Raw genomic sequence first — 24,431 nt, forward strand, 5'->3', positions numbered from 1 at the left:
CTCAATGGCCGATGGCGAGCCGTCCCTTGGCCTGCAACGCCTGCGCCACCTTCGACCCGGTTTCCCGGCCCAGCCGGGCATTGATAAAGGCCCCGGCCGCCATCAGCCGATCCAGGTCGACGCCATGCTCCATCCCCAGGCCATCCAGCAGGTACACCAGGTCTTCGGTGGCCACATTACCGGTGGCGCCCGGGGAATACGGACAGCCCCCCAAACCCGCGACCGAGCTGTCGAACACCCGGACCCCGGCCTCCAGCGCGCTGTGCACGTTGGCCACGGCCATGCCGTAGGTGTCATGAAAATGCCCGGCCAGGGCCGCCACCGGCACCACCCGGCTGCACGCCTCGATCAAGGCGCGGGTGGCCCTCGGCGTGCCGCTTCCCAGGGTATCCCCCAAGCTGATTTCATAGCAGCCCATGGCGTACAGCGCGGCGCTGACCGTGGCCACCGCCTCGGGCTCGACTCGTCCGCTGAACGGGCACTCCATGACGCACGACACATAACCCCGGACCTTGATCCCGGCCGCGCGCGCGCCTGCAGCACTGCGTCGAAACGCTCCAGGCTGCGGGCAATCGAGCAGTTGATGTTTTTTTGCGAGAACGCCTCGGACGCTGCGGCAAACACCGCCACCTCGCGGCAGCCGGCTGCCAGCGCCGCCTCCAGCCCCTGGACATTGGGCACCAGGGCGGTCCAGGTCACCCCGGGACGCTCGGGCAGGGCCTGGAACACCTGATCCGAACCGGCCATTTGCGGCACCCAGCGCGGCGAGACAAAAGCCCCCGCCTCCAGGGTGCGCAAGCCGGCATCCGCCAACCGCTGCAGCAGTTGCAGGCGGACCTCGGGGGTGAGGACCTGCGCCTCGTTCTGCAAGCCATCGCGGGCGCCGACCTCCACCAGGCGCACCGCCTGTCGCGCGGCGCGGCTCATCCCTCGGCGCGCTTGTGTGCCAGCAGCGCCGCCGCGTTGTCGGCCCGCACGTCACGGGCTTCGACCATCTGTTTCACCAGCCAATCCACCTCGGGCCCGCGCGCCCCGGCGGACAAGGCAATGTTGCGTGCATGCAGGGCCATGTGCCCGCGCTGGATGCCTTCGGTGGACAGGGCGCGCAAGGCCCCGAGGTTTTGCGCCAGGCCCACGGCCACGGCGATTTCCGCCAGCTCCTGGGCGCTCTTGACCCCGAGAATGCGCAGCGACAGCTGGGCCAGGGGGTGGGTCTTGGTTGCGCCGCCGACCAGGCCTACCGGCATGGGCATTTCCAGGGTGCCCACCAGGTGCCCCTGGCGGTCTTTTTCCCAGGTGGTGAGGGAGCCGTAGTGGCCGTTGCGGCAGGCGTAGGCATGGGCCCCCGCCTCCACCGCGCGCCAGTCGTTGCCGGTGGCGACGATCAGCGGATCGATGCCGTTCATGATGCCTTTGTTGTGGGTCGCGGCGCGGTACGGGTCGATCACCGCGAAGTTGTAGGCATCGAGGATGCCCTCGATCACCTCTTCGCCCTTGTACGCGGTGGTGGTCAGCAGCTCGGGGGCAATGCGCACCTGGGCCCGGGCCAGGCGCAGGTCGGCCAGGTTGGAGAGGATGCGCAACCGCACCTTGCCGCCGGTGATTTCCTCCATCAGCGGCGCCACGGCTTCGGCCATGGTGTTCACGGTGTTGGCGCCCATGGCGTCGCGCACATCGACGATCAAGTGCGCCACCAGCATCGGCCCCCGTGGGCTCTGGGCAAAGGTATGGACTTCGATATCCCGGCAGCCGCCGCCCAGCTGGTTGAGCAACTGGTCCTTGCGGTTAGCCAGCTCGATGATTTCCGCCTTGCGCCGCATCAGGCTCAGCCGGGCGTTGAACGGGTCCTCGACCTCGACGATCTGCACCTGGGCGCGCATCAGTGGCAGCGAGCTCGAGGTCTGAAACCCCCCGGCTTCGCGGGCCAGCTTGGCCATGAACGAGGCCGCGGCCACCACCGAGGGTTCCTCGACCACCAGGGGCACGATCACATCGCGGCCATTGATCTGGAAGTTGCTGGCCACCGCATAGGGCAATTCGAATTTTCCGATCACGTTTTCGATCATGCCATCGGCGATTTCCAGCGGCAGTGCTCCGGCATCGCGCAGCAGCGCCACGTCGGCACCGGGCAGTTGCAGCAACTCCTGCAAGTGATTCAGGCGTTCGGCCGGGGTCATGCTACGGAACATGGGGAGGCGGGAATCGAGGCTCATAAAAATCCTGTCGCAGTTATTGTTGTTCAGTGAGCGCCACCCTAATCCGCTGCGTCCCGGCAAAGAAGGTACAGTTTGGACAGACAGTACCCACGCTGTACCCTGCGCATAATTCCCCCCAGGACTTCCCCCATGGCGCACCTGACCCTGGCCCAGCAACTGGCGGCGTCGCTTGCCGAGCAAATCGGCAATGGCACCTACCGCGTCGGCGACCGCCTGCCGTCCCTGCGCGAATGCATGCGCCTGTTCGGCCATTCGAAAAACACCGTGATCAACGCCTACGAGGCGCTGGCCTCCCAAGGCCTGGTGGAGGCGCGCCATGGCCAGGGTTTTTTCGTCAAGCAGGGAGCGCCCAATGGCAGCGAACCCGAGGAGCCGCCACCCTATGCCCGGGCCATGGACACCATCTGGCTGATGCGCCAGCAGTTCGTGCGCGAGCCCGGGCAGTCCCCCCTCGGCGAGGGCTTTGCGCCGGTGGAGTGGCTGATGGACATGCGCCTCGACAAGTTCACCCGGCAGATCATGCGCACCGGGGTCAGCACCCTGTTCCGCTACGGCAACCGCCTGGGCAACGCCAGCCTGCGCCAGCACCTGGTGCAGAAACTGGCGGCCTACTCGATCAGCGCCACCCCGCGCCAGATCGTCACCACCCACGGCGCCAACCACGCCCTGGACCTGATCATCCGGCGCTTTGTCGGCTACGGCGATACGGTGCTGGTGGAAGACCCGGGCTACTACCCGCTGTTCGGCAAGTTGCAATTGCAGGGCGCGCGCATGCTGCCGGTGCCGCGCCTGCCGGACGGGCCGGACCTGGACGTGCTCGAACAGCACCTGCGCGAACACAAGCCCAAGCTGTTTTTCATCCAGTCGATCGGCCATAACCCCACCGGCTCCGACCTCTCGCCGAGCAAGGCGTTTCGCCTGGTGCAACTGGCCCAGGCCCACAACCTCATCCTGGTGGACGACGACGCCCTGGCCGATTTCAAGCCGGCCTCGGGCATCAGGGTCTCGGCCCTGGATCAGTTGCAGCGCTCGCTGTATGTCGGGAGTTTTTCCAAGTCGGTGTCGGCCGCGCTGCGGGTCGGCTTTATCGCCGGCAGCAAGGAGCTGATCGATGAACTGGGCGACCTGAAGATGCTACTGCACACCAGCTCATCGGAGTTCTGCGAGCGCACGGTGGACGTGATCCTCACCGAAGGCCATTTCCTGCGCCACCTGATCCGCCTCCAGGAACGCCTGCGCAGCGCCACCGACAGCGGCTTGCAGTTGCTGGACGAAATCGGCGCCGAGGTGTTTGTGCGCCCCGAGCAGAGCCTGTACCTGTGGGCCCGCTTTGCCCATATCGACGATGCCCGGGAGCTGACCCGGCGACTGCTGCCCAAAGGGTTCATGATCGCCCCCGGGCACATCTTTTCCCCGGAGCAATCGCGGATCAACCCCTGGACCCGGCTCAACGTCGCCTACCTCAATGACCCGCGGCTCAAGGCGGTGTTGCAGCGCTGAGGGACATGTTCGACGCCCTCAGGCGCTCAAGGGCTGCTCAGGAGGCCAGGATCGCGGTCTCGACCGGCTCTTCCGGGATTTTCACAAAGACCGTGTACTTGCCACCCTCCATGGCCTCGAAGGCGATCAGCTTATCCACCAGGGCCATGCTCAAGACCTTGCCCGCATTGAGCAGCAGCATGCCGTTGTCGGCATTCAGGTTGCGCGCTAGGATCATCCCGGCGGCCAGTTCCCGGGTGCCCAGGTCCTTGACGCTCGGATCGGCCAGGGTCACGTCGCTGAGGAAGGTGGCGCAGACGTTGACGAAGTCTTCCACCAGGTCCGGGTCATACAATTTGCCGGCGTATTTGCGAATGAACAGCAGCGCCTCATCGCTGTTCATCTGCCGTTCGAGGACCAACCCGCGCTGCAACTCGATAAAGTCCACCGCCAGTTTCAGCCAGCGCGAGCCCAGGGGAATTGCCGAGCCCTTGAGGTGATCGGGAAAGCCGGTGCCATCCCAGCGCTCCTGGTGATGCAGGATGATCCGCGCCGCGTCCTTCATCGGCTCCAGGGTCATCAACAACGACTCGCTCTGCTTCGGATAGGCCCGGTACAGCTCGCGTTCGGTGTGATAAAGCAGGTCGGCCGGGGCCGTCATCATGCTGTCGGTCCAGCTCAGCTTGCCGATGTTGTAGAGCGCGGCGGCCATGGTCATGTCGCGGCTTGCGGCTTCGTCCAGGCCATGGCTGGCGCAGTAGACGCGAATCAGTTCGATGATCTGACGGTTGGTCTGCTTGGCCTTGGGCAAGCGCAGGTTGGCCAGCAGCGAAAAGACCTCGGTTCCGGTCACGTAGCTGCGCTTGAGCTCTTCATAGGCCAGGTCGAGCATATCGGCGGTCTGCTGCAGCTCGGCGGTGCGGGCCGCCACGTGTTTTTCCAGGGTCACATTGAGGCTGCGCAGCTGTTCGTTCTGCTGCTGGGTCAAGGCTTCCAGGCGCTGGCGTTCGCTTTCCGAATGCTGATAGACCAGGGCCTGGCGCAAGGTCACCAGCATTTCATCGTCGTTCCAGGGTTTGCTGATATAGCGATGAATCTGCCCTTCATTGATGGCCTTGGCGATCATCGTCATGTCGGCGTACCCGGTGAGCAGGATACGCAGCGTCGAGGGATAAAGCCGATGGATATGCGCCAGCAGGGTCGCGCCATCCATGCCCGGCATGCGTGCATCGCTCATGACCACATCCACCGGCCGCTGCTCAAGGATTTCCAGGGCCTTGGCGCCGCTGTCGGCCAGCAGGATCTCGTAAGGCTGGCTGCGCAACAGGCGGCGCAGGCTGTTGAGAATCGGTTCTTCGTCATCGACCAACAGAATCGTCGGCCGGTTCTGAGTCACGTCGTTTTCATGCTCGTCCATGCTTCCCCCTTCCGTTTGACGTCTATCAGGCCCGCCGTGGGCATCAGACTAGATGAATTGCGCTCGCGATGTACGAACTGAATGCCGCAAGGTTCGCACTTGAACCCGCACAGGACTATGCTCAGGCCCCGGATGGATCGCCCGCGACAGACACGAAAGGAAGCCCGATGAGCCTAAACCCAAGGTCGCTGCATTGGGCTGGAACCTGGCAATGACGGCGCTGACGGATCGCCGCAACCGGCGAATCCTGATCGTCGACGACACCGCCGCGATCCATCAGGACTTTCGCAAGATCCTGGCCCCCGGCACCCCCGCCGAAGACCCCCTGGGCAGCGCCGAAGCCGCGCTGTTCGGCTCCCCCCTCAGCATTGCGGCAGAAGCCTTTACCCTCGACTCGGCCTTCCAGGGCCAGGAGGCGCTGGAAAAAGTGCAGGCGGCGCTGGACTGCGACCAGCCTTATGCCATGGCCTTTATCGACATGCGCATGCCACCCGGCTGGGACGGGCTGGAAACCATCTCGCGGCTGTGGCAGGCCGACCCCAAGCTGCAAATTGCCCTGTGCACGGCGTATTCCGACTATTCCTGGGAAGACATTGCCGAGCGCCTGGAGCTGGGCGACCGCCTGCTGATCCTGAAAAAACCCTTCGATGCCATCGAAATCCGGCAGATGGCCAGTACCCTGACCGTCAAATGGCAGATGACCGAAGCCGCAGAGTTGAAACTGGACCAGTTGCAACAAGCGGTCGAGGAGCGTACCCGAGAGCTGGCCGACGCCAACATCATCGTCCAGAACAGCCCCACGATTCTCTATCGGCTGCGGGGCGAGCCTTCATTCACGCTGATGTACATCTCCCACAACATCACCAAGTTCGGGCATGTGGCGGCGCAGCTGGTGGCGTCCCCCGACTGGGCCCAGGCGCTGATCCACGCCGACGACCGGGCCAAGGTCGAGCTGGCCATGCTCCGCGCCCTGGACCGGGACGTCTGCGGCGCCTCCATCGAATTTCGCATGCTCACCGGTGACGGTAGCTTTCGCTGGGTAGAAAACCGCTACATCCCGGTGCGCAACAATCTGGGCCAGTTGCTCGAGGTGGAAGGCATCATCCTCGACATCACCGAGCGCCGCCTGGCCGAAGATAAAATCGCCCTGCTGGCCCACACGGACGGCCTGACCGGGCTGGCCAACCGGCCGACCCTGGTCGAACGCCTGCACCAGGCGTTTGCCGCGGCCCGACGCGGCGCGGCGCCCTTCGCGATGTTTTACCTGGACCTGGACCACTTCAAGCGCATCAACGACACCCTGGGTCATCCCGCGGGCGACCTGTTGTTGCAGGAGGTGGCCCGGCGCCTGAAGTCCTGCACCCGGGAAAACGACGTGGTGGCGCGCCTGGGCGGCGATGAATTCGCGATCCTGCAGCTGGAGGTCGAGGAAGCCACCCAATGCGCGAGCCTGGCGGCGAAGATCCTCGATAGCCTGGCGCTCCCCTATTTCCTGGACGGCAACGAGGCGCGTATCTCGGCCAGCATCGGCATCAGTCTCTACAGCCCCCATACCCTCAGCGCCGACGGGCTCATGGCGCAGTCGGACATGGCGCTGTATCGCTCCAAGGACAAGGGCCGCAACCAGTTCCACTTCCACAGCGAGGACATCAACCAGGAAGTCACCCAGCGCGTGGCCCTGGCCAATCAGTTGAAACTGGCCCTGGAGCGCGACGAACTGCATTTGCAGTACCTGCCCGAAGTCGATCTCGGCACCGGCAAAATCCTCAGCATGGCCGCCCAGGTGCGCTGGCTCCACCCCCAGCGCGGCTGGCTCGAAGCCTCGGAGTTCATGTCGGTGGCGGAAAAGACCGGGATCATCATCCCCCTGGGCCACTGGATACTGGACCAGGCCTGTCGGCAGATGCGGGCATGGCGCGACCAGGACCTGGCGCCGCCGCTGATTGCGATCCACCTGTCCCTGGTCCAGCTCAAGACCGGTTCGGAGCTGATTTACCAGGTACTGCGGACCACCGCGCGCTGGAACCTGTGCCCCTGGGACCTGCGATTCGACGTCACCGAGGGCACGCTGGCCCAGACCAAGTGGACCCACAACGACATACTGCCCCGGCTGTGCGAACTGGGCGTGAAGATTGCCATCGACGACTTCGGCACCGAGTATTCATCGTTCGACTACCTGAAAACCTACCGGGTCAGCCACCTCAAGCTCGCCCAGCGCCTGCTCGACAGTGCCGGCAGCGACCCGGACAACGCCATGACCCTGCGCGCAATCCTCAACTTTGCCAGCGAGGCCGGGATCGGCGTCACCGCCGAAGGGGTGGAAACCCAGGAGCAGCGCATCACCCTGCTGTCCAGCGGTGTGCCACTGGGGCACGTCCCGGCACGGGCGGTGGACAGCGAACAGGCTGGTGAACTGCTCAAGGCCACGTCCGCCGTCGAAGCTGCGGACCCAACGTCGGAGACGCTCAAATGAACCCTGCTTATGCAACCGCCAACCGGCGGATCCTGATCATCGACGACACGCCGGCCATCCACCTGGACTTTCGCAAGATCCTCTGCCCCGAGGATGAAGGTCCGCTGAGCAGTACCGAGGCGCTGCTGTTCGGCACCACGCGCATTCCCCAATCACACTTCCAGCTCGATTCCGCCTATCAGGGCGAAGAAGGCGTGGAACGGGTCAAGCAGGCCCTGGCCGAAGGTCGGCCCTACGCCCTGGCCTTTATCGACATGCGCATGCCGCCCGGTTGGGACGGCCTGCAAACGATCGAGCAGCTCTGGAAAACCGACCCTCACCTGCAGATTGCCTTGTGCACCGCGTTCTCCGACTACTCCTGGGAGGCCATGGCCGAGCGCATTGAGTTCGGCGATCAATTGCTGATCCTGAAAAAGCCTTTCGACAGCCTGGAAATCCGCCAGATGGCCAGTGCCCTCACCTGGAAATGGCAACTGGCACAAGATGCCGCGATCAAGATGCGCGACCTGGAGCAAACCATCGAGCAACGGGTCCAGGAACTGCTGAGCGTGTCCCGCCTGCTGCACTACGACCTGCTCACCGAACTGCCCAACAGTACCTTGCTGGGTGATCGCCTGACCCAGTACTTGTCCCAGTCCCGGCGCCATGACCGGCAGATTGCCGTGATGTTCATCGGCCTGGACCGCTTCAAGCGGATCAACAATGCCCTCGGCCATCCCGCCGGGGATGAAATGCTCAAGCTCGTCGCCCAGAGCCTCGCGCAGGCGCTGCGCGAGTCCGACTCGGTGTTCCGCTACGGTTCGGACGAGTTCGTGGTGATCCTGAGCGACATCGTCCCTCCGCAGCAGACCCGCGGGGTCGCGGAAAAACTGCTGGCGGCGGTCAACACCCCGCACTGGGTAGCCGGCCACGACCTGACGGTAACCGCCAGCCTGGGCATCAGCATTTACCCCGATGATGGTTGCGATGCGGTGACCCTGATCAAAAAAGCCGAGACCGCCATGCGCAACGTCAAGGACTGCGGCCCCAACGGCTTCAGTTTTTTTATCGAAGACATGAACCTCCACGCCCGGCACCGGCAAACCCTGGAAAGCGGGCTGCGCCTGGCCTTGCAACGCCAGGAGCTGATCCTGCACTACCAGCCCAAACTGGACCTGGCCAGCGGCGCCGTGGTCGGCGCCGAAGCCCTGGTGCGCTGGGCCCGGCCCGGCCATGGCCTGGTCAGTCCCGCGGTGTTCATTCCGGTGGCCGAGGACTGCGGGCTGATCGTCGCCCTCAGCCAGTGGGTGCTGCGCAGCGCCTGCCTCCAGTCGCGGGCCTGGCAGGCCCAGGGCCTGCCGCCCATCTGCATGTCGGTGAATGTCTCAGCCATCGATTTCCGCCAGGCCGACTTCGTCGAACGCCTGACCCGGACACTGGCCGAGACCGGGCTCGCCCCGTCGCAGTTGGAGCTGGAGATCACCGAAAGCGTGCTGATGCAGAACGTCGCCACCACCATCACCACCCTGCATGCGATCAAGCGGCTCGGGGTGCGCCTGGCGGTGGATGACTTCGGGACCGGCTATTCGAGCCTGAGCTATTTGCAGAAATTTCCGGTCGATGTGCTGAAGATCGACCAATCGTTCGTGCGCGACCTGAGTATCGACAGCAACGACGCCAAGTTGGTCAGCAGCATCATCGACCTGGGAAAAAGCCTCAACCTGCGTATCATCGCCGAAGGTATCGAGACCGCCGAGCAACTGGACTTTCTCAGGCGCCACCGGTGCGAGGAAGGCCAGGGCTTCTACTTCAGCAAGGCCGTGGAGCCCGAGGCGTTCGTGCTGTTCCTGAACGCCTCGCGCCAGCCCCAACCAAGCCGTTCATGAACGTCCGCCGGGTAAGGATACCGACCATGCCGTCACTCCCATCACTGCTCTGCGCCAGCGTGCTGCTCGCGGCCGGAGCCGAGGCAGCGCCGCTCGAAGGCCCCCTCAAGGCCTTGCCGCCGGTGCCAGCCCTGAATGGCCAGCACGTCGAACTGGGACGCCAGCTGTTCAACGACCCACGCCTTTCAGTCAACAACAGCCTGTCCTGCGCCAGTTGCCATCGCCTGGAGCATGGTGGCGCCGATGACAAGCCCCTGTCCCTGGGGTTTGACGGCAAACCCGTGGCGGTCAACACGCCGAGCGTGTTCAACGCCAGCTTGAACTTCCGCCAGTTCTGGGACGGCCGCGCCGAAACCCTGGAAGAACAGGTGCACGTCGTGGTCCAGAGCCCCTCCGAGATGGGCGGTGACTGGGCCACCGTGGTCCAGCGCATTGGCGCCGACCCGGCCTATGGCCGCGCATTCGCCGAGGCTTACCCGGACGCCGTGACCCAGGCCAATATTCGTAACGCCCTGGCCGACTATGAACGGACCCTGCTGAGCAGCAACTCGCGCTTCGACCAGTACCTGGCGGGTAACACCGCGATCCTGACCCTGGAGGAAAAGTACGGCTACCAGCGCTTCCAGGACTACGGCTGCATCGCCTGCCACCAGGGGGTGAATATCGGCGGCAACATGTTCCAGAAATTCGGCGTGCTCGGCGATTACTTCAAGGCCCGGGGCAACCCGACCGTGGCTGACCTGGGGCGGTTCAACATCACCGGCGATGAAGATGACCGCAATGTGTTCAAGGTGCCGAGTCTGCGCAACGTCGCGGTCACCGCGCCCTACTTCCATGACGGTTCGGAACCGACCCTCGAGGGCGCCGTGGCGATCATGTTCAAGTACCAACTGGGGCGTATTCCCTCCGCGGAAGACACGGCCCTGATCGTCCTGTTCCTCAAGACCCTGACCGGCGAATGGGAAGGCAAGCCCCTATGAAATTATCCCGTCGCACCAGCCTCTTCCTGCTGGCCGGAGTCGCCGCCGTGCTGGCGTCGATCCTGCTGTTTCTGTACGTCAATTCGCGATCGGACCAGACCGCCTCCTACACCGAGTCCCGGGACCTGATCCGCCAGATCATGCAGCAGAACGCCCAATGGGAAAACGAGATCCTCAAGGCCCGGGTCGCCATCAGTCACAACTACGACCCGCTGGTCTCACCCTTGAGCAAAATGACCCAGCTGTGGCAAAGCTTCGACGCCATGGCCTCCCAGGAACGGCGCAACGCCTCGCCAGCCTGGCGCACCACCCAGGATGCGTACCTCGACGCGATGAAGGAGAAGACCCGGCTGGTGGAGCAGTTCAAGTCGCACAATGCCGTGCTGCGCAACTCCCTGGCCTTCCTGCCGACCGCAGAGGATGACATCCAGGCCCAACTGGCAAGACTCACCGATACCGACAAAGAGCAGCTGCAGAATATCGCCACCGACACCTACGACCTGTTGCTCAGCAGCCTGGAGTTCGCCCAGGTCACCTCTGCCGAGCATGCCGCCGACATCCTGGTGGGGCTGAACAAACTGCAAGTGAACAAGGAGCGGTTGCCCCCGGAGTTTTATGACTCCATCGATGTACTCAGCAACCATATTTCCCTGATCCTGCGCGAGCAGCCCCTGGTCAACGGCCTGCTTGAACAGATCGAATTGGTTCCGGTCGCCGAGCGCCTGGACGACATCACCAACCTGCTCAACCGTGACCAGCAGGAGGCTGAAATCATTGACCAGCGCTACCATTTCTACTTGCTGGTGTTTTCCGCGCTGCTGGTCATGCTCCTGGTCTGGCTGGCGGTCCGCCTGATGCGCAGCTTTGCCCAGATCAACCAGATGAACCGGGCGCTGGTGGCGGCCAACGACGAACTCGAACAGCGGGTCGAGGAGCGCACGCGCGAGCTCAAGGATACCCAGAGCGAACTGCTGGACAGCGCCCGCCAGGCCGGCATGGCGGAGATCGCCACCAACGTCTTGCACAATGTCGGCAACGTGCTCAACAGCGTGAACATCTCCGCCGACCTGGTGACCCGCAAACTGCGTAACAGCAAGGCCCAGGGCCTGGGCAAGGCGATGCAGTTGATCAACCAGCACCCCCAGGACCTGGGGCATTTTCTCAGCGAGGACGAGAAAGGCAAATTGCTCCCCGGCTACCTGAACCAGCTGGTGGAGGCCATTGACCTTGAGCAGCAAGGCATGGCCGAGGAACTGGCCCAGTTGAGCAAGAGCGTCGATCACATCAAGGACATCGTCTCCACCCAGCAATCCTACGCCGGGGCCAGCAGCGTGCTGGAGCCGCTGTCGATCGGCGAGCTGCTGGAAGATGCGCTGCGCATGAATTCCGGCGCCCTCACCCGGCACCATGTGACGGTGCTCAAGGAGTACGCCGATATCCCGCGCATCATGGGCGACAAGCACCGGCTGCTGCTGATCCTGATCAACCTGATCAGCAACGCCAAGTACGCCATGTCCGACGTCTCCAACCACGAGCGCAACATGACCCTGGCCACCGGCATCGTCGACGGCGAGACCCTGCAGATCAGCGTCCGCGATGAAGGCGAAGGCATCACCCCGGAAAACATGGCGCGCATCTTTGTCCACGGCTTCACCACGCGCAAGGAGGGCCACGGCTTTGGTCTGCACAGCTGCGCGCTGGCCGCCATCGAGATGAGCGGCCGCTTGAATGCCTACAGCGACGGTCCGGGCACCGGAGCGCTGTTCGTCCTGCAAATCCCCCTGAAAATCGCCGAAGGTGAGTCATGAGCAACCCCATCAACCGGCGCATCCTGCTGATCGACGATACCCCGGCGATCCACGTCGACTTCCGCAAGATCCTCACGCCCCAGACCGGTGACAGTGCCGAACTGGACGCCATGGAAAGCGCACTGTTCGGCAGCACGCCGAAGACCGCCGCCACCCTGTTCGAACTGGATTCGGCCTACGGCGGCCAGGAAGGCCTGGCCAAGCTGCTGGATGCCGCGAGCCGCGGGCGGCCCTACGCCCTGGCCTTTGTCGACATGCGCATGCCCGATGGCTGGGACGGCGCGCAGACCATCGAGGAACTGTGGAAACACGACCCGTTGCTGCAAGTGGTGGTGTGCACCGCCTACTCCGATTACTCCTGGGACGAGTTGCTCGATCGCCTGGACGGCCACGACCGCCTGCTGATCCTGAAAAAGCCTTTCGACAACATCGAAGTCCAGCAAATGGCCAACACCCTCACCACCAAGTGGGACATGACCACCCGCGCCAATCTGCAGATGAGCCAGCTGGAAGAGCGGGTGGAGCAACGCACCCTGGCCTTCAAACAGACCAGCGCCGAACTGCAACGGGAGATCGACGAGCGCAAGTTGCTGGAAAGCCAGCTGGTGCAATCCGAAAAACTCGCGTCCCTGGGGCAACTGGCTGCCGGGGTGGCCCATGAAATCAACAACCCCATCGGCTTCATTTCTTCCAATCTGGGCACCCTGGATAACTACTTCAGGCGCCTGCAGGAAATGCTCGATGCCTATCGCCACGGGGAGCAGGCCATCGCCCAGGCGGCGGCGCTGGAGTCCCTGGTGCAACTGCGCACGGCGATCGAGCTGGACTTTCTCCTGGAGGACATTCCATTGCTGATCAAGGAGTCCAAGGAGGGCATTGGCCGGGTCAGCCAGATCGTCAAGGACCTCAAGGACTTCTCCCGGGTGGACTCCAGCCAGGAATGGCAATGGGCAGACCTGCAACAGGGCCTGGACTCGACCTTGAACATCGTCGCCACCGAGATCAAGTACAAGGCCGACGTGGTCAAGTGCTACACACCGCTGCCGGAGGTCGAGTGCCTGCCGTCGCAGATCAACCAGGTGCTGATGAACCTGATCGTCAATGCCGCCCAGGCCATGGGCCCGGAACGGGGCACCATCACCCTGAGCAACGGCGTGGAAGGAGAACGGGTCTGGATCGAAGTCAGCGACACCGGCTCGGGGATAGCGCCGGACAGCCTGCAGAAAATCTTCGACCCCTTCTACACCACCAAACCGGTGGGCCAGGGCACGGGCCTGGGTTTGTCCCTGTCCTACGGCATCATCAAGAAGCACCGTGGCGAGATCAGCGTGCGCAGCGAACTGGGGATCGGCACCACCTTTCGCGTCGAGCTGCCGATCCGGCAGGAGCAGCAGTATCAGTAGCGTCGAGTACGGGTTGTCGAGCGCTGAGGCCTCGCCTGGAGAATGCCCCGGGCTTTGTCGCCTGTGCGCCGTTTTTGCATTTATGTGCGACAGATCCCACTTATGGGACTCCCGTTCCGCTGCCAGGTGGTGTTAGGTTGTGGACCTTTCTGACTTTCAGTTCAGATACTTCCCTCACTCTGCAAAGGAATGCCTCACACCATGGATTTTTCCCTGAAGCACCTGGCCGCTGCGACCCTGATGGCGGCGGGCCTGTCATTGTTCACCAACTCGGCCCAGGCCAACCTCACCCCGCAACAGAACGCAGCCATCCTGAAAAACTTCAACGAGGCCTCGGCCACGGATTTCAGGCAGTTCCTGGGCGCCCTGGCCAAGAGCGAGCTGGGCAAAACCGACCACCTGGACTCGACCATCGGCGCCTTCCTCGATAACAAGCCGCTGTCCGCCGAGCAGCAGAACGAAATCCATCGCCTGCTGGGCCTGTACACACGGATCAAGTACGGCAAGGCCGCCACCGACACCCTGCGCGAACTGGTGGCGATCCCCACCTTCAGCGTCGACGGCGTGCCGGCCCATGAGAACCCCGAGTTCACCAAGATTGCCGACAAGATCAAAAGCCTGGCCCAGGCCTTCAACCTCGCCTATCGCAACGTCGACGGCCGGGTCTATGAAATCACCCTGGAGGGCAGCGGCGATGAAGTGGTCGGTATCCACGCCCACGCCGACGTCGTGCCGGTCACCCCGGAAAACTGGGTGTTGCAGGACGGCACCCGCCTCGACCCGTTCAAGGTCACCCTGGTGGGCGACCGCATGTATGGCCGCGGCACCGAGGATGACAAGAACGGCATCGTCGTCACCCTTTACGCGATGAAGGTGATCAAGGAAGAGAAGCTGCCCCTGGCGCGCGACTTCAAGCTGCTGGTGGACACCACCGAGGAAACCACCGGCGACGCGATCCCCTACTATTTCGAGCGCAATCCCACGCCCAATTACAACCTGGCGCTGGACGGCGGCTACCCGGTGGTGATCGCCGAGAAAGGCTACGGCACGGTGATGGCCAATTTCCCGCAGCGTAAAGCCCAGGGCAAAGGCGCGGAAATCACCACGCTGACCGGGGGCCTGGCCACCAACCAGATCCCTTCGACCTCGGTCGCCACCCTGGTCACCGACAAGCCGGCCGAACTGGCAGCGAGCCTGCAAAAGGCCGGCAGCGAGTACGCCCAGCGCCATGCCGGCAACGGCGGCAAGTTCGAGGTCAGCGCCAAGGTCGACGGCAAGAACGTCAAGCTCACGGTCACCGGTGTGTCCGCCCACTCCTCCGAACCCGAATCCGGGGTCAACCCGGTGGCGCGGATGCTCGACTTCCTCAACAGCCTCGACGGCAAGGTCGCGCTCAAGCACAACCAGATCACCGATGCCGCGCGCTACGCCGCCGATAACTGGGGCCTGGATTACCTGGGTGGCAAGCTCGGAGTCGGTTTCTCCGACGACTTCATGGGCCCGTTGACCACCTCCCTGACCTACGTCGGGGTCAAGGACAACGCCTTCCAGCTGGCGGTCAACCTGCGGGTGCCAAAAGGCAAGTCGCCGCAAGTGCTGAAAAGCGAAATCGCCGACAAACTCGACGCCTGGAGCAAGAAGGCCAAGGTCGCGGTGGCCTTCGACTACTCGATCGCCGAGCCGATGTACCGCAACCCCGAGGGTGAATGGGTCAAGGCGCTGTTGGCCGTGGCCACCGAGAACCTGGGCATGGAGCACAAATTCGGCACTTCCGCCGGCGCTACCTCGGTGCATGAACTGCCCAACGGCGTGCAATTCGGCCTGGCCCGGCCGGAGGTCAAGTACACCGGTCATAACGACAACGAGTTCAAGACGGTTGAACAGTTCCTGCTGGACCTGCAGATCGTGACCGAAATGATGGGCCGTATCGGCCAGCTGCCAAAACTCTGATGCACCTGCCGGACCCGCCGTCCTGGCGGGTCCAACCTGGCGCCCGCGCGCCACTCCCTGGCCGACGGAACCATCCCCGGCAATGGTCGGTCGTATGGCCTGCGAGCCTCTTGGGCGGACCCGCACCGTGTGACGGCTGCCGACAACGATTGATGGATGGAGTACAGGGAATGAACGGCACACACCACACCTGCAACACGCTGGCCCATGGCGGCCGGATGGCGGCGCTGATGCTGGCGATGCTGGGCCTGGGCGGCTGCGCGTCGTCGATGACCGTCACCGGCGAGCCGGGGGTAAAGATGGGCGACAGTTATGACCAGGTGCTGGCCGTGATCAGCCGCAGCAATACCGTGACCAAGACCGTCAAGGACCAGGGCATCAGGGCCGAGGGTTACTCGGCAATGTTCAAGGACTGTCGCACCAAGTACTTCATCTTCCTCGGTGCCGATGGCTTGCAGCAGACCAGCTACGAGCCGGCGCCGCAGTTGTCACCCGCGCAAAATTGCCGCCAGCCGTAAAGGCTGCTGCGGGCGGGGTGGGGTTTTATCCGCAAACAGGGTTTATCTGAGGCTTCAGAGGGGGCGCTTGGGCCAACGCAGCCTCGCGGACTCGGCAACAGCTACGGGGTTTCAGCCACGCCTACTTCACCAGGCGCACTTCCTTTGACGGCCGGTAGCCGAAGTAGGCGCTGTAGCACTTGCTGAAATGGCTGGGCGAGACAAAGCCGCAGGCCACCAGCACATCGACCTGTGACAGTTCGGTGTGTTGCAGCAGGCGGCGAGCTTCGGTGATGCGCAACTCCAGGTAATAACGTTGCGGCGTGGTGCCCAACTGCTCCTTGAACAAGCGTTCGAGCTGACGCCGTGAGCGGCCGGCGTAGACCGCCAGTTGCTCCAGTTCCAGGGGTTCTTCGAGGTTGGCGGCCATCAGCTTGACCACCTCGCGCAGGGGCGCGCTGAGGCAGATATTTTCGGTCGGCTTGATACGTCGGTAGCGCGACTCCTCAAAGGCCAGGATGTCTTCGATGCCCTCGACCAGGGCCTTGTCGTGCAAGCCCTTGATCCAGTCCAGGGCCATATGGAACGCCCCCGAAGGACTCGCCGCGGTGAGCCGGTCGCGGTCGATCACGTAGGGTTCGCTGCTGACCTGGGTCGCCTTGCAGAACTCCGCCAATGCCGGCCGATGTTCGGGATGGATCGCGCAGCGGTAGCCCGCCAGGAGCCCGGCCCGGCCGAGAAACCACGCTCCATTCCACAGCCCGGCCAGGGTCACGCCCTGCTCGGCAGCGGCCTTGAGCAGTTGAATGAACGCGTCCGATGCCTTGAGTTCGGTACGGTAGCCGCCGCACACCACCAGCAGGTCGAGGTCCTTGAGCTGGGAGCTATCGAGACGGGCGTCCGGCCGGATCACCAGGCCCAGGTCGCTCACCACCTCCCCTTCGTGCAAACCAAAGGTTCGGGAACAGAACAGGTTAGGCCGCAGCAGGTTGGCGGTGACAATGGTGTCCAGCGCCTGGGTGAACGCCGGCAGGGAAAAATGCTCGAGCAGCACAAACCCCGCCTGCAGTGGCCGCTGACCCTGGCCGGGTTGCTCATTCAGGTAGCGCAGGTTTTTGCCCTTCATGCCTGTGCTGAATTGCCGTCGTTCGATCAAGGCTCGCACTCTGTTGCGTTAACGGGGGCACAGTTTGCGGTGTTTGCCCGGCGCAGCACCAGAGGCAGGCAAACGGCGGCAGTAGCGGCCTTGAGCATAAACCTTGTATCGCGCAAGACCCTGTGTCCGTAGATCAGGGGCTGAAAAATAATGCGCCAGCGACTAAGGTAGACAGCGGCCAGCCCCGGCTAACCGTCAACAACAATAAGATCGCCGTGCACACCGCCCCCCCGGTGTCACGCCTGATGGGAGCACTCCATGACTCGGCACAGCGCGCAGACCAGCCCCAGCGAACTCGCGGCCTTCGTCAACGATCACTTTTCCGCACGCGGCATCCGCCCCGACGGACTGATCGCCCAGTCCTGGTACCGCAGCGTGGTCGAGCACCGCCTCGACCCGGGCGCCGCCAGCCGCAAGAACATCCTGTGCGCCGAGGACATCCGCCGCCATCAGCAGCAACATCAACAGTACCTGTCGATTGCCAGCCAGGGCGTCAGCGGCCTGGCCAAGCGCGTGGTTCCGGCCGGCTTCGCGGTGCTGCTCAGCGACGAAAACGGCATCACCCTCGACTCACGGCTGCCGAGCCACGACGACGCCTACACCCAGTCGGGGCTGGTGGTCGGCGCGCGCTGGGACGAATCGATGGTCGGCACCAACGGCATCGGCACCACCCTGGCAGCCGCCCAGCCCTTGATCATCCACCGCGAAGAACACTTCCTGGCCTCCAACTTCCGCCTCAGTTGCTCGGTGGCGCCGATCTTCGACGCCCAGGGCCTGCTGCGCGGCTGCCTCAACGCCACCTGCCTGAACAGCGACGGCCCGCGGGAAAGCCAGTACCTGACCCTGCAACTGGTGATCATGTACGCGCGCCTGATCGAGAACGCGCACTTTCGCCAGAGCCACCGCGATCGCCTGACCCTGTCCCTCAAGCCCATCGATGAAATCGCCGACCTGGCCAACGAACAGTTGCTGGCCCTGGATGAAAACGGCCGGGTGATGGGCGCCAACCGCGCGGCCTTTGTGGCTCTGGAGCGGAGCGCCGGGGCGCCGCTGCTGGGGGCGCCGATCCACAGCCTGCTGCCGGCCACGGTGGAGGAACTGTTGCAGTTCACCAATGGCGGCGCGCGCGGTGTGCGTCTGCGTGGACTGCAGGATGAAGCCCTGCTCGATATCGGCCTGCGCATCCCCTCGGAGCAGCACCGGCCGCCCGCCGTGGTGCGCCCGGCGAGCCCGCCGCATCCGGACCTGCAACAACTGGCCGGGAACGACCCGCGCCTGCAACAGAACGTACGCCGGGTACGCAAGGTGATCGACAAGGGCATCCCGATCCTGATCACCGGCGAGACCGGCACCGGCAAGGAGGCCTTCGCTCGCGCCATCCACCAGGCCAGCAGCCGTCGCGCCGGGCCGTTTATCGCCCTGAACTGCGCGGCGATTCCGGAAACCCTGATCGAAAGCGAGCTGTTCGGCTACCGCGCCGGCAGCTTCACCGGCGCCAACAAGAAAGGCATGAAGGGCAAGCTGGAACTGGCCAACGGCGGCACGCTGTTTCTCGACGAGATCGGCGACATGCCGGCGCACCTGCAAACCCGCCTGTTGCGGGTCCTGGCGGAGCGGGAAATCTCGCCCCTGGGGGCCGAAGTGCCGGTGGTGCTGGATGTGCAGGTGATCTCCGCCACCCACCAGGACCTGCACGGGATGATCGCCGCCAAAGCCTTTCGCCAGGACCTGTTCTACCGTCTGGCCGGCATGAACCTGGCGCTTCCGGCCTTGCGCGAGCGCAGCGACCGCGCCGAGCTGATCGACAGCCTGCTGCGGGCGCAGACCGACGCCCACGGGCTGCGCCTGGACGCCCCGGCTCGACAGTGCCTGTTCGACTACCCCTGGCCGGGCAATATCCGCCAACTGCTCAACAGTCTGCGTTACGCCGTGGCCCTGGCCGAAGACGGGGTCATCGACCTCGACTGCCTGCCCGGCGAACTGCTGGCGCCCCTGCCCTTGCCCCTGATCAGCCGCGACCCGCCGCCGACCGCGCACCTCGCCGAGCAACTGGGCGACGATGAATCCCGGCGCCTGTACGACTGCCTGCGCCGCCAGCGCTGGAACATCAGCGCCGCTGCCAGTGAGCTGGGCATCTCGCGCTCGACCTTGTACCGCAAGATGAAAAAGCACGGGCTGATCGCGCCCAACGACCGGCTGTAAGACGCCGTCGCCCCCATGAAAAATGCCGGTCCCTTGATGGGGGCCGGCATTTTTTACCTCGGACCCGGCCTCAGATCTGGATGTACACCACGTGGGTATGGGTGTACTCGTACAAACCGTGCTTGCCGTCGGCGCCGCCAATCCCGGACTTGCGCGTCCCGGCATGGAAGCCCTGCATCGCCTCGAAGTTCTCGCGGTTGATGTAGGTCTCACCGAAATCCAGGCCGTTGCTGGCGCGCATGGCCGCGCTCAGGCTGCGGGTGTAGATGGATGAGGTCAGGCCGTACTCGCTGTCGTTGGCCAGGGCAATGGCTTGTTCCAGGTCATCGACGATCTGGATCGGCAGTACCGGGCCGAAAATCTCCTGGCGCATGATCGGCATTTCGCTGCCACAGCCGGCCAACACCGTGGGCTGGTAATGGAAACCCTGGCCTTTGTCGGCCACCGCGCCGCCGGTCATCACTTCAGCCCCCTGGCCGCGAGCGGTCTCGACCATCTTCGCTACCTTGTCCAGGGCCGCCTGGTTGATCAGCGGGCCCATGTCCAGGTCGTCCTCGGCCAGGGGGTCGCCATAGCGGGTGGCCGCCATCGATGCGGCAATCTGCTCGATAAAGGGCTCGGCCACCTTGCGCTCGACATACACCCGCTCGGCGCAGTTGCACACCTGCCCGGTGTTGATCACCCGCGACGCGGTGATGGCCTTGACCGCCAGCGCCAGGTCGGCGTCCGCGAGGACGATGGCCGGGGCCTTGCCTCCCAGTTCCAGATTGAGTTTGGTGATGTTCGGCGCGGCGGCGGCCATGATCCGCGAGCCGGTGCCGACGCTGCCGGTAAAGCTGATCAGGTCGATGCCGGCGTGGCTGGTCAAGCTGTGGCCGACCGTGGCCCCGGTGCCGCTGACCACGTTGAACACCCCGGGCGGCAGGTCGGTTTCAGCCACCAGGCGGGCGAATTCGAAGCAGTTGATCGGGGTTTCTTCGCTGGGCTTGATGACGATGGTGTTGCCGGTGATCAGCGCCGGCGCCATTTTGCGGGCGATGAGGAAGAACGGGAAATTCCACGGCAGGACCCCGGCCACCACCCCCAGGGGTTTGCGCAGCAGAAAGATGCTTTCGCCGACCCGGTCACTGGTCAGCACTTCGCCTTCCAGGCGCCGTGCCCATTCAGCCATGTAGTCCAGGTAGTCGGCGGTGAAGTTGACCTCGACCCGGGCCAGCCCCAGGACCTTGCCCTGCTCGGCGGTGATGATGTGGGCCAGGCGTTCGGCGTTGTCGCGGACCTTGCTCGCGATCTGGCGCAGGTAGCCGGCGCGCTCGATGGCCGGACGCGCGGCCCAGCCCTTTTGCGCCTGGCGCGCGGCGGCGATGGCGGCCTCGACCTGGTCGCTGCTGGCCTGAGGCACCCGTGCCAGCAAGCGGGCATTGGCCGGGTTGTGCACCTCGATGTGCTGGTCGCTGGGGACAAAGGCGTTGCCAATGAAGTTCTGGTAATGAATCAGCTCGGTCATGGTGGTTCTCTCGCAGACAGGGTCAAAAAAAGGCTGCAGGCGCCACCGGGGCACCTGCGTCGCGGGTCGTTACTGAGTGCTGAAGGTTTTCCAGATGCCGCCTTCCTGTTGCAGGTCGTGGCTGCGCTTGATCAGGTACTGATGGATCTGGTCCACCTGTTGCGGGGTGAAGGCGTCGGCAAAGGACGGCATGCCATCAGGGACCCGGCCGCCGAAAAGGATGCCGAGGAACATCTGGTGTTTTTCCGGCGTCAGCTTGCGCAGGTCCGGCAACACGCCGCCGCTGACCGCATGGATGCCGTGGCACTGCGAGCAGTAGCCGTCATACAGCTTGGCGCCGGCGTCGATGGCGGCGGTGTCACGGCTCAAGGGCGGTGGTTTCGGCGTGTCGGCGGGCGGTGCCGGTTCGTTGAGCGTGGCGGTGCCCCCAAGCTTGTAGGTCAGCACCTGGGAAAACGGCTGGACCCCGGCCCGCAGCGACAAGGCCCCGGCAAAGGTCGAGAAGGCGCCACCCCAGCCAGCCATGAAGGTCACGTATTGCTCACCGTCGACGCTGTAGGTAATGGGCGCCGCCATCACTCCGCTGGCGGCCGGCTGCTCCCAGAGCTTGTTGCCGCTGTCGGCCGCGTAGGCGATCACCCGGCCATCGGCGCTGCCCTCGAACACCAGGTTGCCGGCAGTGCTCAGGGTGCCGCCGTTGAAGATGGTGACGTAGGGCACTTCCCAGGCCGCCTTCTGCTTCACCGGGTCCCAGGCGATCAGCTTGCCGGACCAGCCCTTGGCCATTTCCAGCAGGCCTTCGGCGTTCTCCGGCATCATCCCGGTGCGCAGGCCCAGTTGGTACATGCTCTTGAACGGGTTGCGCTTGGGCGCCTCGGGGATGTGCTCGTAGTAGGCGGACATGATGTGCGCCGGGATGTACACCAGCCCGGTGTTGGGGTTGTAGGACATCGGCTGCCAGTCGTGGGCGCCCCAAAACGCCGGAGTCACCAGGTTGCGCTTGCCGTTCTTCCAGTAGGCGGCGTTCTCCTCATCGAGGATCGGCCGGCCGGTCTTCATGTCCATGCCCTTGGTCCAGCTCTGGGGCACGATGCCCTTGGCCGACAGCAGCTCGCCAGTGGCGCGGTCGATCACGTAGAAGAAGCCGTTCTTCGGCGCCTGCATCAGCACCTTGCGCGGTTTGCCATCAATCGGCAGCTCGGCGAGGATCATGTGCTGGGTCGCGGTGTAGTCCCAGGCGTCGCCCGGGGTGGTCTGGTAGTGCCAGGCGTACTCGCCGGTGTCGGCGTTGACCGCGACGATGGAGGACAGGAACAGGTTGTCGCCCTTGGCCTGGCTGCGCCATTTCGGGTCCCACATCGAGCCGTTGCCCACGCCGATGTACAGCAGGTTCAACTCGGGGTCGAAGGCGAAGGAATCCCAGGCGGTGCCGCCCCCGCCCTGCTCGACGAAAGCATCGCCGTGCCAGGTTTTGGCGGCAATTTCCATGGCCTTGTCTTCCGGTGGCAGCTTGGGGTCCCCCGGCACGGTGAAGAAGCGCCAGGCCTGCTTGCCGGTTTCGGCGTCGTAGGCAGTGACATAGCCGCGCACGCCGAACTCGGCGCCGCCGTTGCCGATCACCACCTTGCCGTTGACCACCCGTGGCGCGCCGGTGATGGTGTAGCTGCGCTTGTGGTCGGCGCGGGTGTCCACCGACCAGGCGCGCTGCCCGGTCTTGGCGTCGATGGCCTCCAGGCGACCGTCGAGCACCCCGACATAGACCTTGCCCTTCCACACCGCCACGCCGCGGTTGACCGCATCGCAGCAAGCCTCGCCCGCGCGGTTGCGGTCGGACTTGGGGTCGTACTTCCACAGCAGCTTGCCGTCGCGCGCGTCCAGGGCATAGACCACCGAAAACGGCCCGGTGGTGTACATCACGCCGTCAACCACAATGGGCGTGGCCTCGACCCCGCGATCCAGGTCGAGCTTGTAGCTCCAGGCCAGGCCCAGCTTGCCGACGTTCTGGTCGCTGATCTTATTCAGCGGGCTGTAGCGCTGTTCGTCGTAGGTGCGCCCGGTGCTCATCCAGTTACCGGGCTCCTTGTCGGCGGCGATAATCCGCGGGCCATCGACATTGGCCGGCAGGTCCTGGGCCCAGGCCGGCGCACCACCCAAGGCCAGGGCCAGGGCGATAAACAGGGTCTTGAGTGGAACGCCAAGGGGCGCGGTCGGCAAAGAGGGAGGCACGGCGAGGCCAATCTGTGTCATGGGGGGAGACTCCTGATTCTTATTAGTAGCGAAGCCATTGCGCTGCGCGACTAGAGAAGAGCAACCGCCATGCCAGCCTTCGGACAATCCCCTGCAAGCCCCACGGGGCAAGGCGTGCAGCCCGGACCAGGGCTTGCGTCCGGGTGCGACAGGTGTCGCATCGACCGCTACACCTGCGTCAGGCCTGGCACAGGGCGACACCTTCGGCCGTGCATCGTCGCTTGGGCGCCAACGGCCTCATCTGCCCAGCAGGCCACGGTCCCTTGAACCTAAAGACGGACTGGCAGTCGTAGGGCGGTGAGTTTTATTAAGGAATACCCGTGAACAAAGCACTGACGCTGTCCACCGCCATCGCCGCCGCCCTGCTGATCAGCGCCTGCTCCCACCGCGCTCCGACGGCCAAGGCGGTCAAGCCGCCCCCCGCGCCCCATGTGACTCTGGTCCCGGACGACAAGCACGCCAGCCTGACGTACCGCCATGTCGGCGGCGGAGGCAACAATCCGGTCACGTTCTACTTCAGCAGTCCGCAAGTGCCGAACGACCTCATGATCGTGGCCGGCGAGCCGGTGTTCGATGCCACCTACCTCAAGAAAATCCCCGCCTACCTGCGGCGCATGGCCCCCGGGACCGATGTAATCGACCAGTTGGTCAGCGCCGGCCAGCCGATCAAGGTCCGGGCCAAGGTCAAGGAATCCACCTTCGTCTTCAACGGCATCCCGATCCCCCTGGGCGCCAGCAAGCAGCCGCCGGTTCAGATCTTCACGCCCAAGCCGTTGCAGACCTACCTCATCGAAACCGTGCTCGCCGACGGCTACACCCTGAGCATCTACGAGCTGTCGATGTCGGGTGAGCGCACCCTGGTGTCGCCGACACCCTGAGGCGTGGGCCTGACCGGCGCGATGCTCCGGGCGGGCTAGGTTGTTTACTACGCGACTTAGATCAAAAAATGATTTCACACGGCTTGGCCAGCCGCTTAAGTTCGCTCCTGACCGACCCCTGCCAGGTGGAGGCAAACCCTCTCTCTGGTAACGGTCAGGATCTCCCCCATGGCATACGCACTGCGCTTCACCCCTTGGCTGGTCTCATTGCTGTTCGCCCTGCTGCTGGTGCTCACCGGCCTGCTGGGCAGCGCCCAACCACACCCCCAGAACATCACCCCCGACCTGTCCAAGCTCACGGCCCGGAACGTCAGCGTCCCGGCTGCAGATGCGTTGCTGGCATAGTGCCTGCC

The 24,431-nt window shown here is 64.3% G+C and carries 16 protein-coding genes and 1 pseudogene; 11 read left to right on the plus strand and 6 right to left on the minus strand.

The genetic code is table 11. The annotated features are described in order from the left end of the window. Position 1: 1 nt before the first annotated feature. Together JFU57_RS26780 and JFU57_RS26785 are read right to left on the minus strand one after the other, a co-directional pair. A pseudogene (locus tag JFU57_RS26780) lies at positions 2 to 927 on the minus strand (hydroxymethylglutaryl-CoA lyase). Next, on the minus strand, positions 924 to 2,213 hold the full coding sequence (locus JFU57_RS26785) for a hydroxymethylglutaryl-CoA reductase, degradative (RefSeq protein WP_201131379.1): 1,290 nt from the start codon (positions 2,211 to 2,213) through the stop codon (positions 924 to 926). Before JFU57_RS26785 ends, JFU57_RS26780 begins: the two are co-directional and overlap by 4 nt. Positions 2,214 to 2,345: 132 nt before the next feature. On the opposite strand from JFU57_RS26785, the gene JFU57_RS26790 reads away from it, so the two are divergent. Further along, positions 2,346 to 3,716 carry an aminotransferase-like domain-containing protein gene (locus JFU57_RS26790; protein WP_201131380.1) on the plus strand — a complete coding sequence of 457 codons (1,371 nt, stop codon included), beginning with the start codon at positions 2,346 to 2,348 and terminating at the stop codon, positions 3,714 to 3,716. Between the two features lie 37 nt (positions 3,717 to 3,753). On the opposite strand, the gene JFU57_RS26795 is transcribed toward JFU57_RS26790, so the two are convergent. After that, entirely contained in the window at positions 3,754 to 5,112 is a 1,359-nt protein-coding gene (locus JFU57_RS26795; RefSeq protein WP_078468918.1) for an HD domain-containing phosphohydrolase, read from the minus strand. Positions 5,113 to 5,323: 211 nt separating this feature from the next. Here JFU57_RS26795 and JFU57_RS26800 point away from each other — a divergent pair, with 211 nt between their 5' ends. The 7 genes from JFU57_RS26800 (at position 5,324) to JFU57_RS26830 (ending at position 16,109) form a co-directional block, all read left to right on the plus strand. After that, positions 5,324 to 7,585 (plus strand): GGDEF/EAL domain-containing response regulator, encoded by a 2,262-nt coding sequence (locus JFU57_RS26800; protein ID WP_201131381.1) that lies wholly within the window; start codon positions 5,324 to 5,326, stop codon positions 7,583 to 7,585. Further along, on the plus strand, positions 7,582 to 9,450 hold the full coding sequence (locus JFU57_RS26805) for a GGDEF and EAL domain-containing protein (protein WP_201131382.1): 1,869 nt from the start codon (positions 7,582 to 7,584) through the stop codon (positions 9,448 to 9,450). Before JFU57_RS26800 ends, JFU57_RS26805 begins: the two co-directional genes overlap by 4 nt. Positions 9,451 to 9,476: 26 nt before the next feature. After that, on the plus strand, positions 9,477 to 10,430 hold the full coding sequence (locus tag JFU57_RS26810; protein ID WP_201131383.1) for a cytochrome-c peroxidase: 954 nt from the start codon (positions 9,477 to 9,479) through the stop codon (positions 10,428 to 10,430). Continuing rightward, positions 10,427 to 12,238, plus strand: coding sequence for a DAHL domain-containing protein (locus JFU57_RS26815; protein WP_201131384.1), 1,812 nt, complete (start codon positions 10,427 to 10,429; stop codon positions 12,236 to 12,238). The genes JFU57_RS26810 and JFU57_RS26815 overlap by 4 nt, the downstream gene beginning before the upstream one ends. Beyond that, complete coding sequence (locus tag JFU57_RS26820) at positions 12,235 to 13,641, plus strand: ATP-binding protein (RefSeq protein ID WP_201131385.1); 1,407 nt, start codon at positions 12,235 to 12,237, stop codon at positions 13,639 to 13,641. The genes JFU57_RS26815 and JFU57_RS26820 overlap by 4 nt, the downstream gene beginning before the upstream one ends. Positions 13,642 to 13,842: 201 nt before the next feature. After that, a complete protein-coding gene (locus JFU57_RS26825; protein WP_201131386.1) occupies positions 13,843 to 15,591 on the plus strand; it encodes a dipeptidase in 1,749 nt (582 codons plus the stop codon). Between the two features lie 170 nt (positions 15,592 to 15,761). Continuing rightward, positions 15,762 to 16,109, plus strand: coding sequence for a hypothetical protein (locus tag JFU57_RS26830; RefSeq protein ID WP_242487486.1), 348 nt, complete (start codon positions 15,762 to 15,764; stop codon positions 16,107 to 16,109). A 121-nt stretch (positions 16,110 to 16,230) separates the two neighbouring features. Here the strand turns inward: JFU57_RS26830 and JFU57_RS26835 are convergent, their stop codons facing one another. Further along, entirely contained in the window at positions 16,231 to 17,214 is a 984-nt protein-coding gene (locus tag JFU57_RS26835; protein WP_201131387.1) for a GlxA family transcriptional regulator, read from the minus strand. 288 nt (positions 17,215 to 17,502) lie between these two features. On the opposite strand from JFU57_RS26835, the gene JFU57_RS26840 reads away from it, so the two are divergent. After that, a complete protein-coding gene (locus JFU57_RS26840; RefSeq protein WP_201131388.1) occupies positions 17,503 to 19,446 on the plus strand; it encodes a sigma-54-dependent Fis family transcriptional regulator in 1,944 nt (647 codons plus the stop codon). Positions 19,447 to 19,516: 70 nt separating this feature from the next. Here JFU57_RS26840 and aldA read toward each other — a convergent pair whose 3' ends face one another. Then, complete coding sequence (aldA, locus tag JFU57_RS26845) at positions 19,517 to 20,953, minus strand: aldehyde dehydrogenase (protein WP_201131389.1); 1,437 nt, start codon at positions 20,951 to 20,953, stop codon at positions 19,517 to 19,519. A gap of 69 nt (positions 20,954 to 21,022) precedes the next feature. Further along, positions 21,023 to 23,200, minus strand: coding sequence for a PQQ-dependent dehydrogenase, methanol/ethanol family (locus JFU57_RS26850; protein WP_201131390.1), 2,178 nt, complete (start codon positions 23,198 to 23,200; stop codon positions 21,023 to 21,025). A gap of 320 nt (positions 23,201 to 23,520) precedes the next feature. Here JFU57_RS26850 and JFU57_RS26855 point away from each other — a divergent pair, with 320 nt between their 5' ends. Both JFU57_RS26855 and JFU57_RS26860 read left to right on the plus strand, forming a co-directional pair. Next, positions 23,521 to 24,078: a hypothetical protein gene (locus JFU57_RS26855; protein ID WP_201131391.1), complete on the plus strand. Its 558-nt coding sequence runs from the start codon at positions 23,521 to 23,523 to the stop codon at positions 24,076 to 24,078. 168 nt (positions 24,079 to 24,246) lie between these two features. Continuing rightward, a complete protein-coding gene (locus tag JFU57_RS26860; protein ID WP_161955726.1) occupies positions 24,247 to 24,423 on the plus strand; it encodes a hypothetical protein in 177 nt (58 codons plus the stop codon). The last annotated feature ends 8 nt before the right edge of the window (positions 24,424 to 24,431 follow it).

Origin of the sequence: Pseudomonas sp. TH07 (genome assembly GCF_016651285.1) — a bacterium.
Taxonomy (GTDB): domain Bacteria; phylum Pseudomonadota; class Gammaproteobacteria; order Pseudomonadales; family Pseudomonadaceae; genus Aquipseudomonas.

Excerpts from the sequence above, each read along its gene's own strand:
- JFU57_RS26785 (WP_201131379.1), bottom strand. The coding sequence starts at position 2,213 with ATGAGCCTCGATTCCCGCCTCCCCATGTTCCGTAGCATGACCCCGGCC.
- JFU57_RS26790 (WP_201131380.1), top strand. The coding sequence starts at position 2,346 with ATGGCGCACCTGACCCTGGCCCAGCAACTGGCGGCGTCGCTTGCCGAG.
- JFU57_RS26795 (WP_078468918.1), bottom strand. The coding sequence starts at position 5,112 with ATGGACGAGCATGAAAACGACGTGACTCAGAACCGGCCGACGATTCTG.
- JFU57_RS26800 (WP_201131381.1), top strand. The coding sequence starts at position 5,324 with ATGACGGCGCTGACGGATCGCCGCAACCGGCGAATCCTGATCGTCGAC.
- JFU57_RS26805 (WP_201131382.1), top strand. The coding sequence starts at position 7,582 with ATGAACCCTGCTTATGCAACCGCCAACCGGCGGATCCTGATCATCGAC.
- JFU57_RS26810 (WP_201131383.1), top strand. The coding sequence starts at position 9,477 with ATGCCGTCACTCCCATCACTGCTCTGCGCCAGCGTGCTGCTCGCGGCC.
- JFU57_RS26815 (WP_201131384.1), top strand. The coding sequence starts at position 10,427 with ATGAAATTATCCCGTCGCACCAGCCTCTTCCTGCTGGCCGGAGTCGCC.
- JFU57_RS26820 (WP_201131385.1), top strand. The coding sequence starts at position 12,235 with ATGAGCAACCCCATCAACCGGCGCATCCTGCTGATCGACGATACCCCG.
- JFU57_RS26825 (WP_201131386.1), top strand. The coding sequence starts at position 13,843 with ATGGATTTTTCCCTGAAGCACCTGGCCGCTGCGACCCTGATGGCGGCG.
- JFU57_RS26830 (WP_242487486.1), top strand. The coding sequence starts at position 15,762 with ATGAACGGCACACACCACACCTGCAACACGCTGGCCCATGGCGGCCGG.
- JFU57_RS26835 (WP_201131387.1), bottom strand. The coding sequence starts at position 17,214 with ATGAAGGGCAAAAACCTGCGCTACCTGAATGAGCAACCCGGCCAGGGT.
- JFU57_RS26840 (WP_201131388.1), top strand. The coding sequence starts at position 17,503 with ATGACTCGGCACAGCGCGCAGACCAGCCCCAGCGAACTCGCGGCCTTC.
- aldA (WP_201131389.1), bottom strand. The coding sequence starts at position 20,953 with ATGACCGAGCTGATTCATTACCAGAACTTCATTGGCAACGCCTTTGTC.
- JFU57_RS26850 (WP_201131390.1), bottom strand. The coding sequence starts at position 23,200 with ATGACACAGATTGGCCTCGCCGTGCCTCCCTCTTTGCCGACCGCGCCC.
- JFU57_RS26860 (WP_161955726.1), top strand. The coding sequence starts at position 24,247 with ATGGCATACGCACTGCGCTTCACCCCTTGGCTGGTCTCATTGCTGTTC.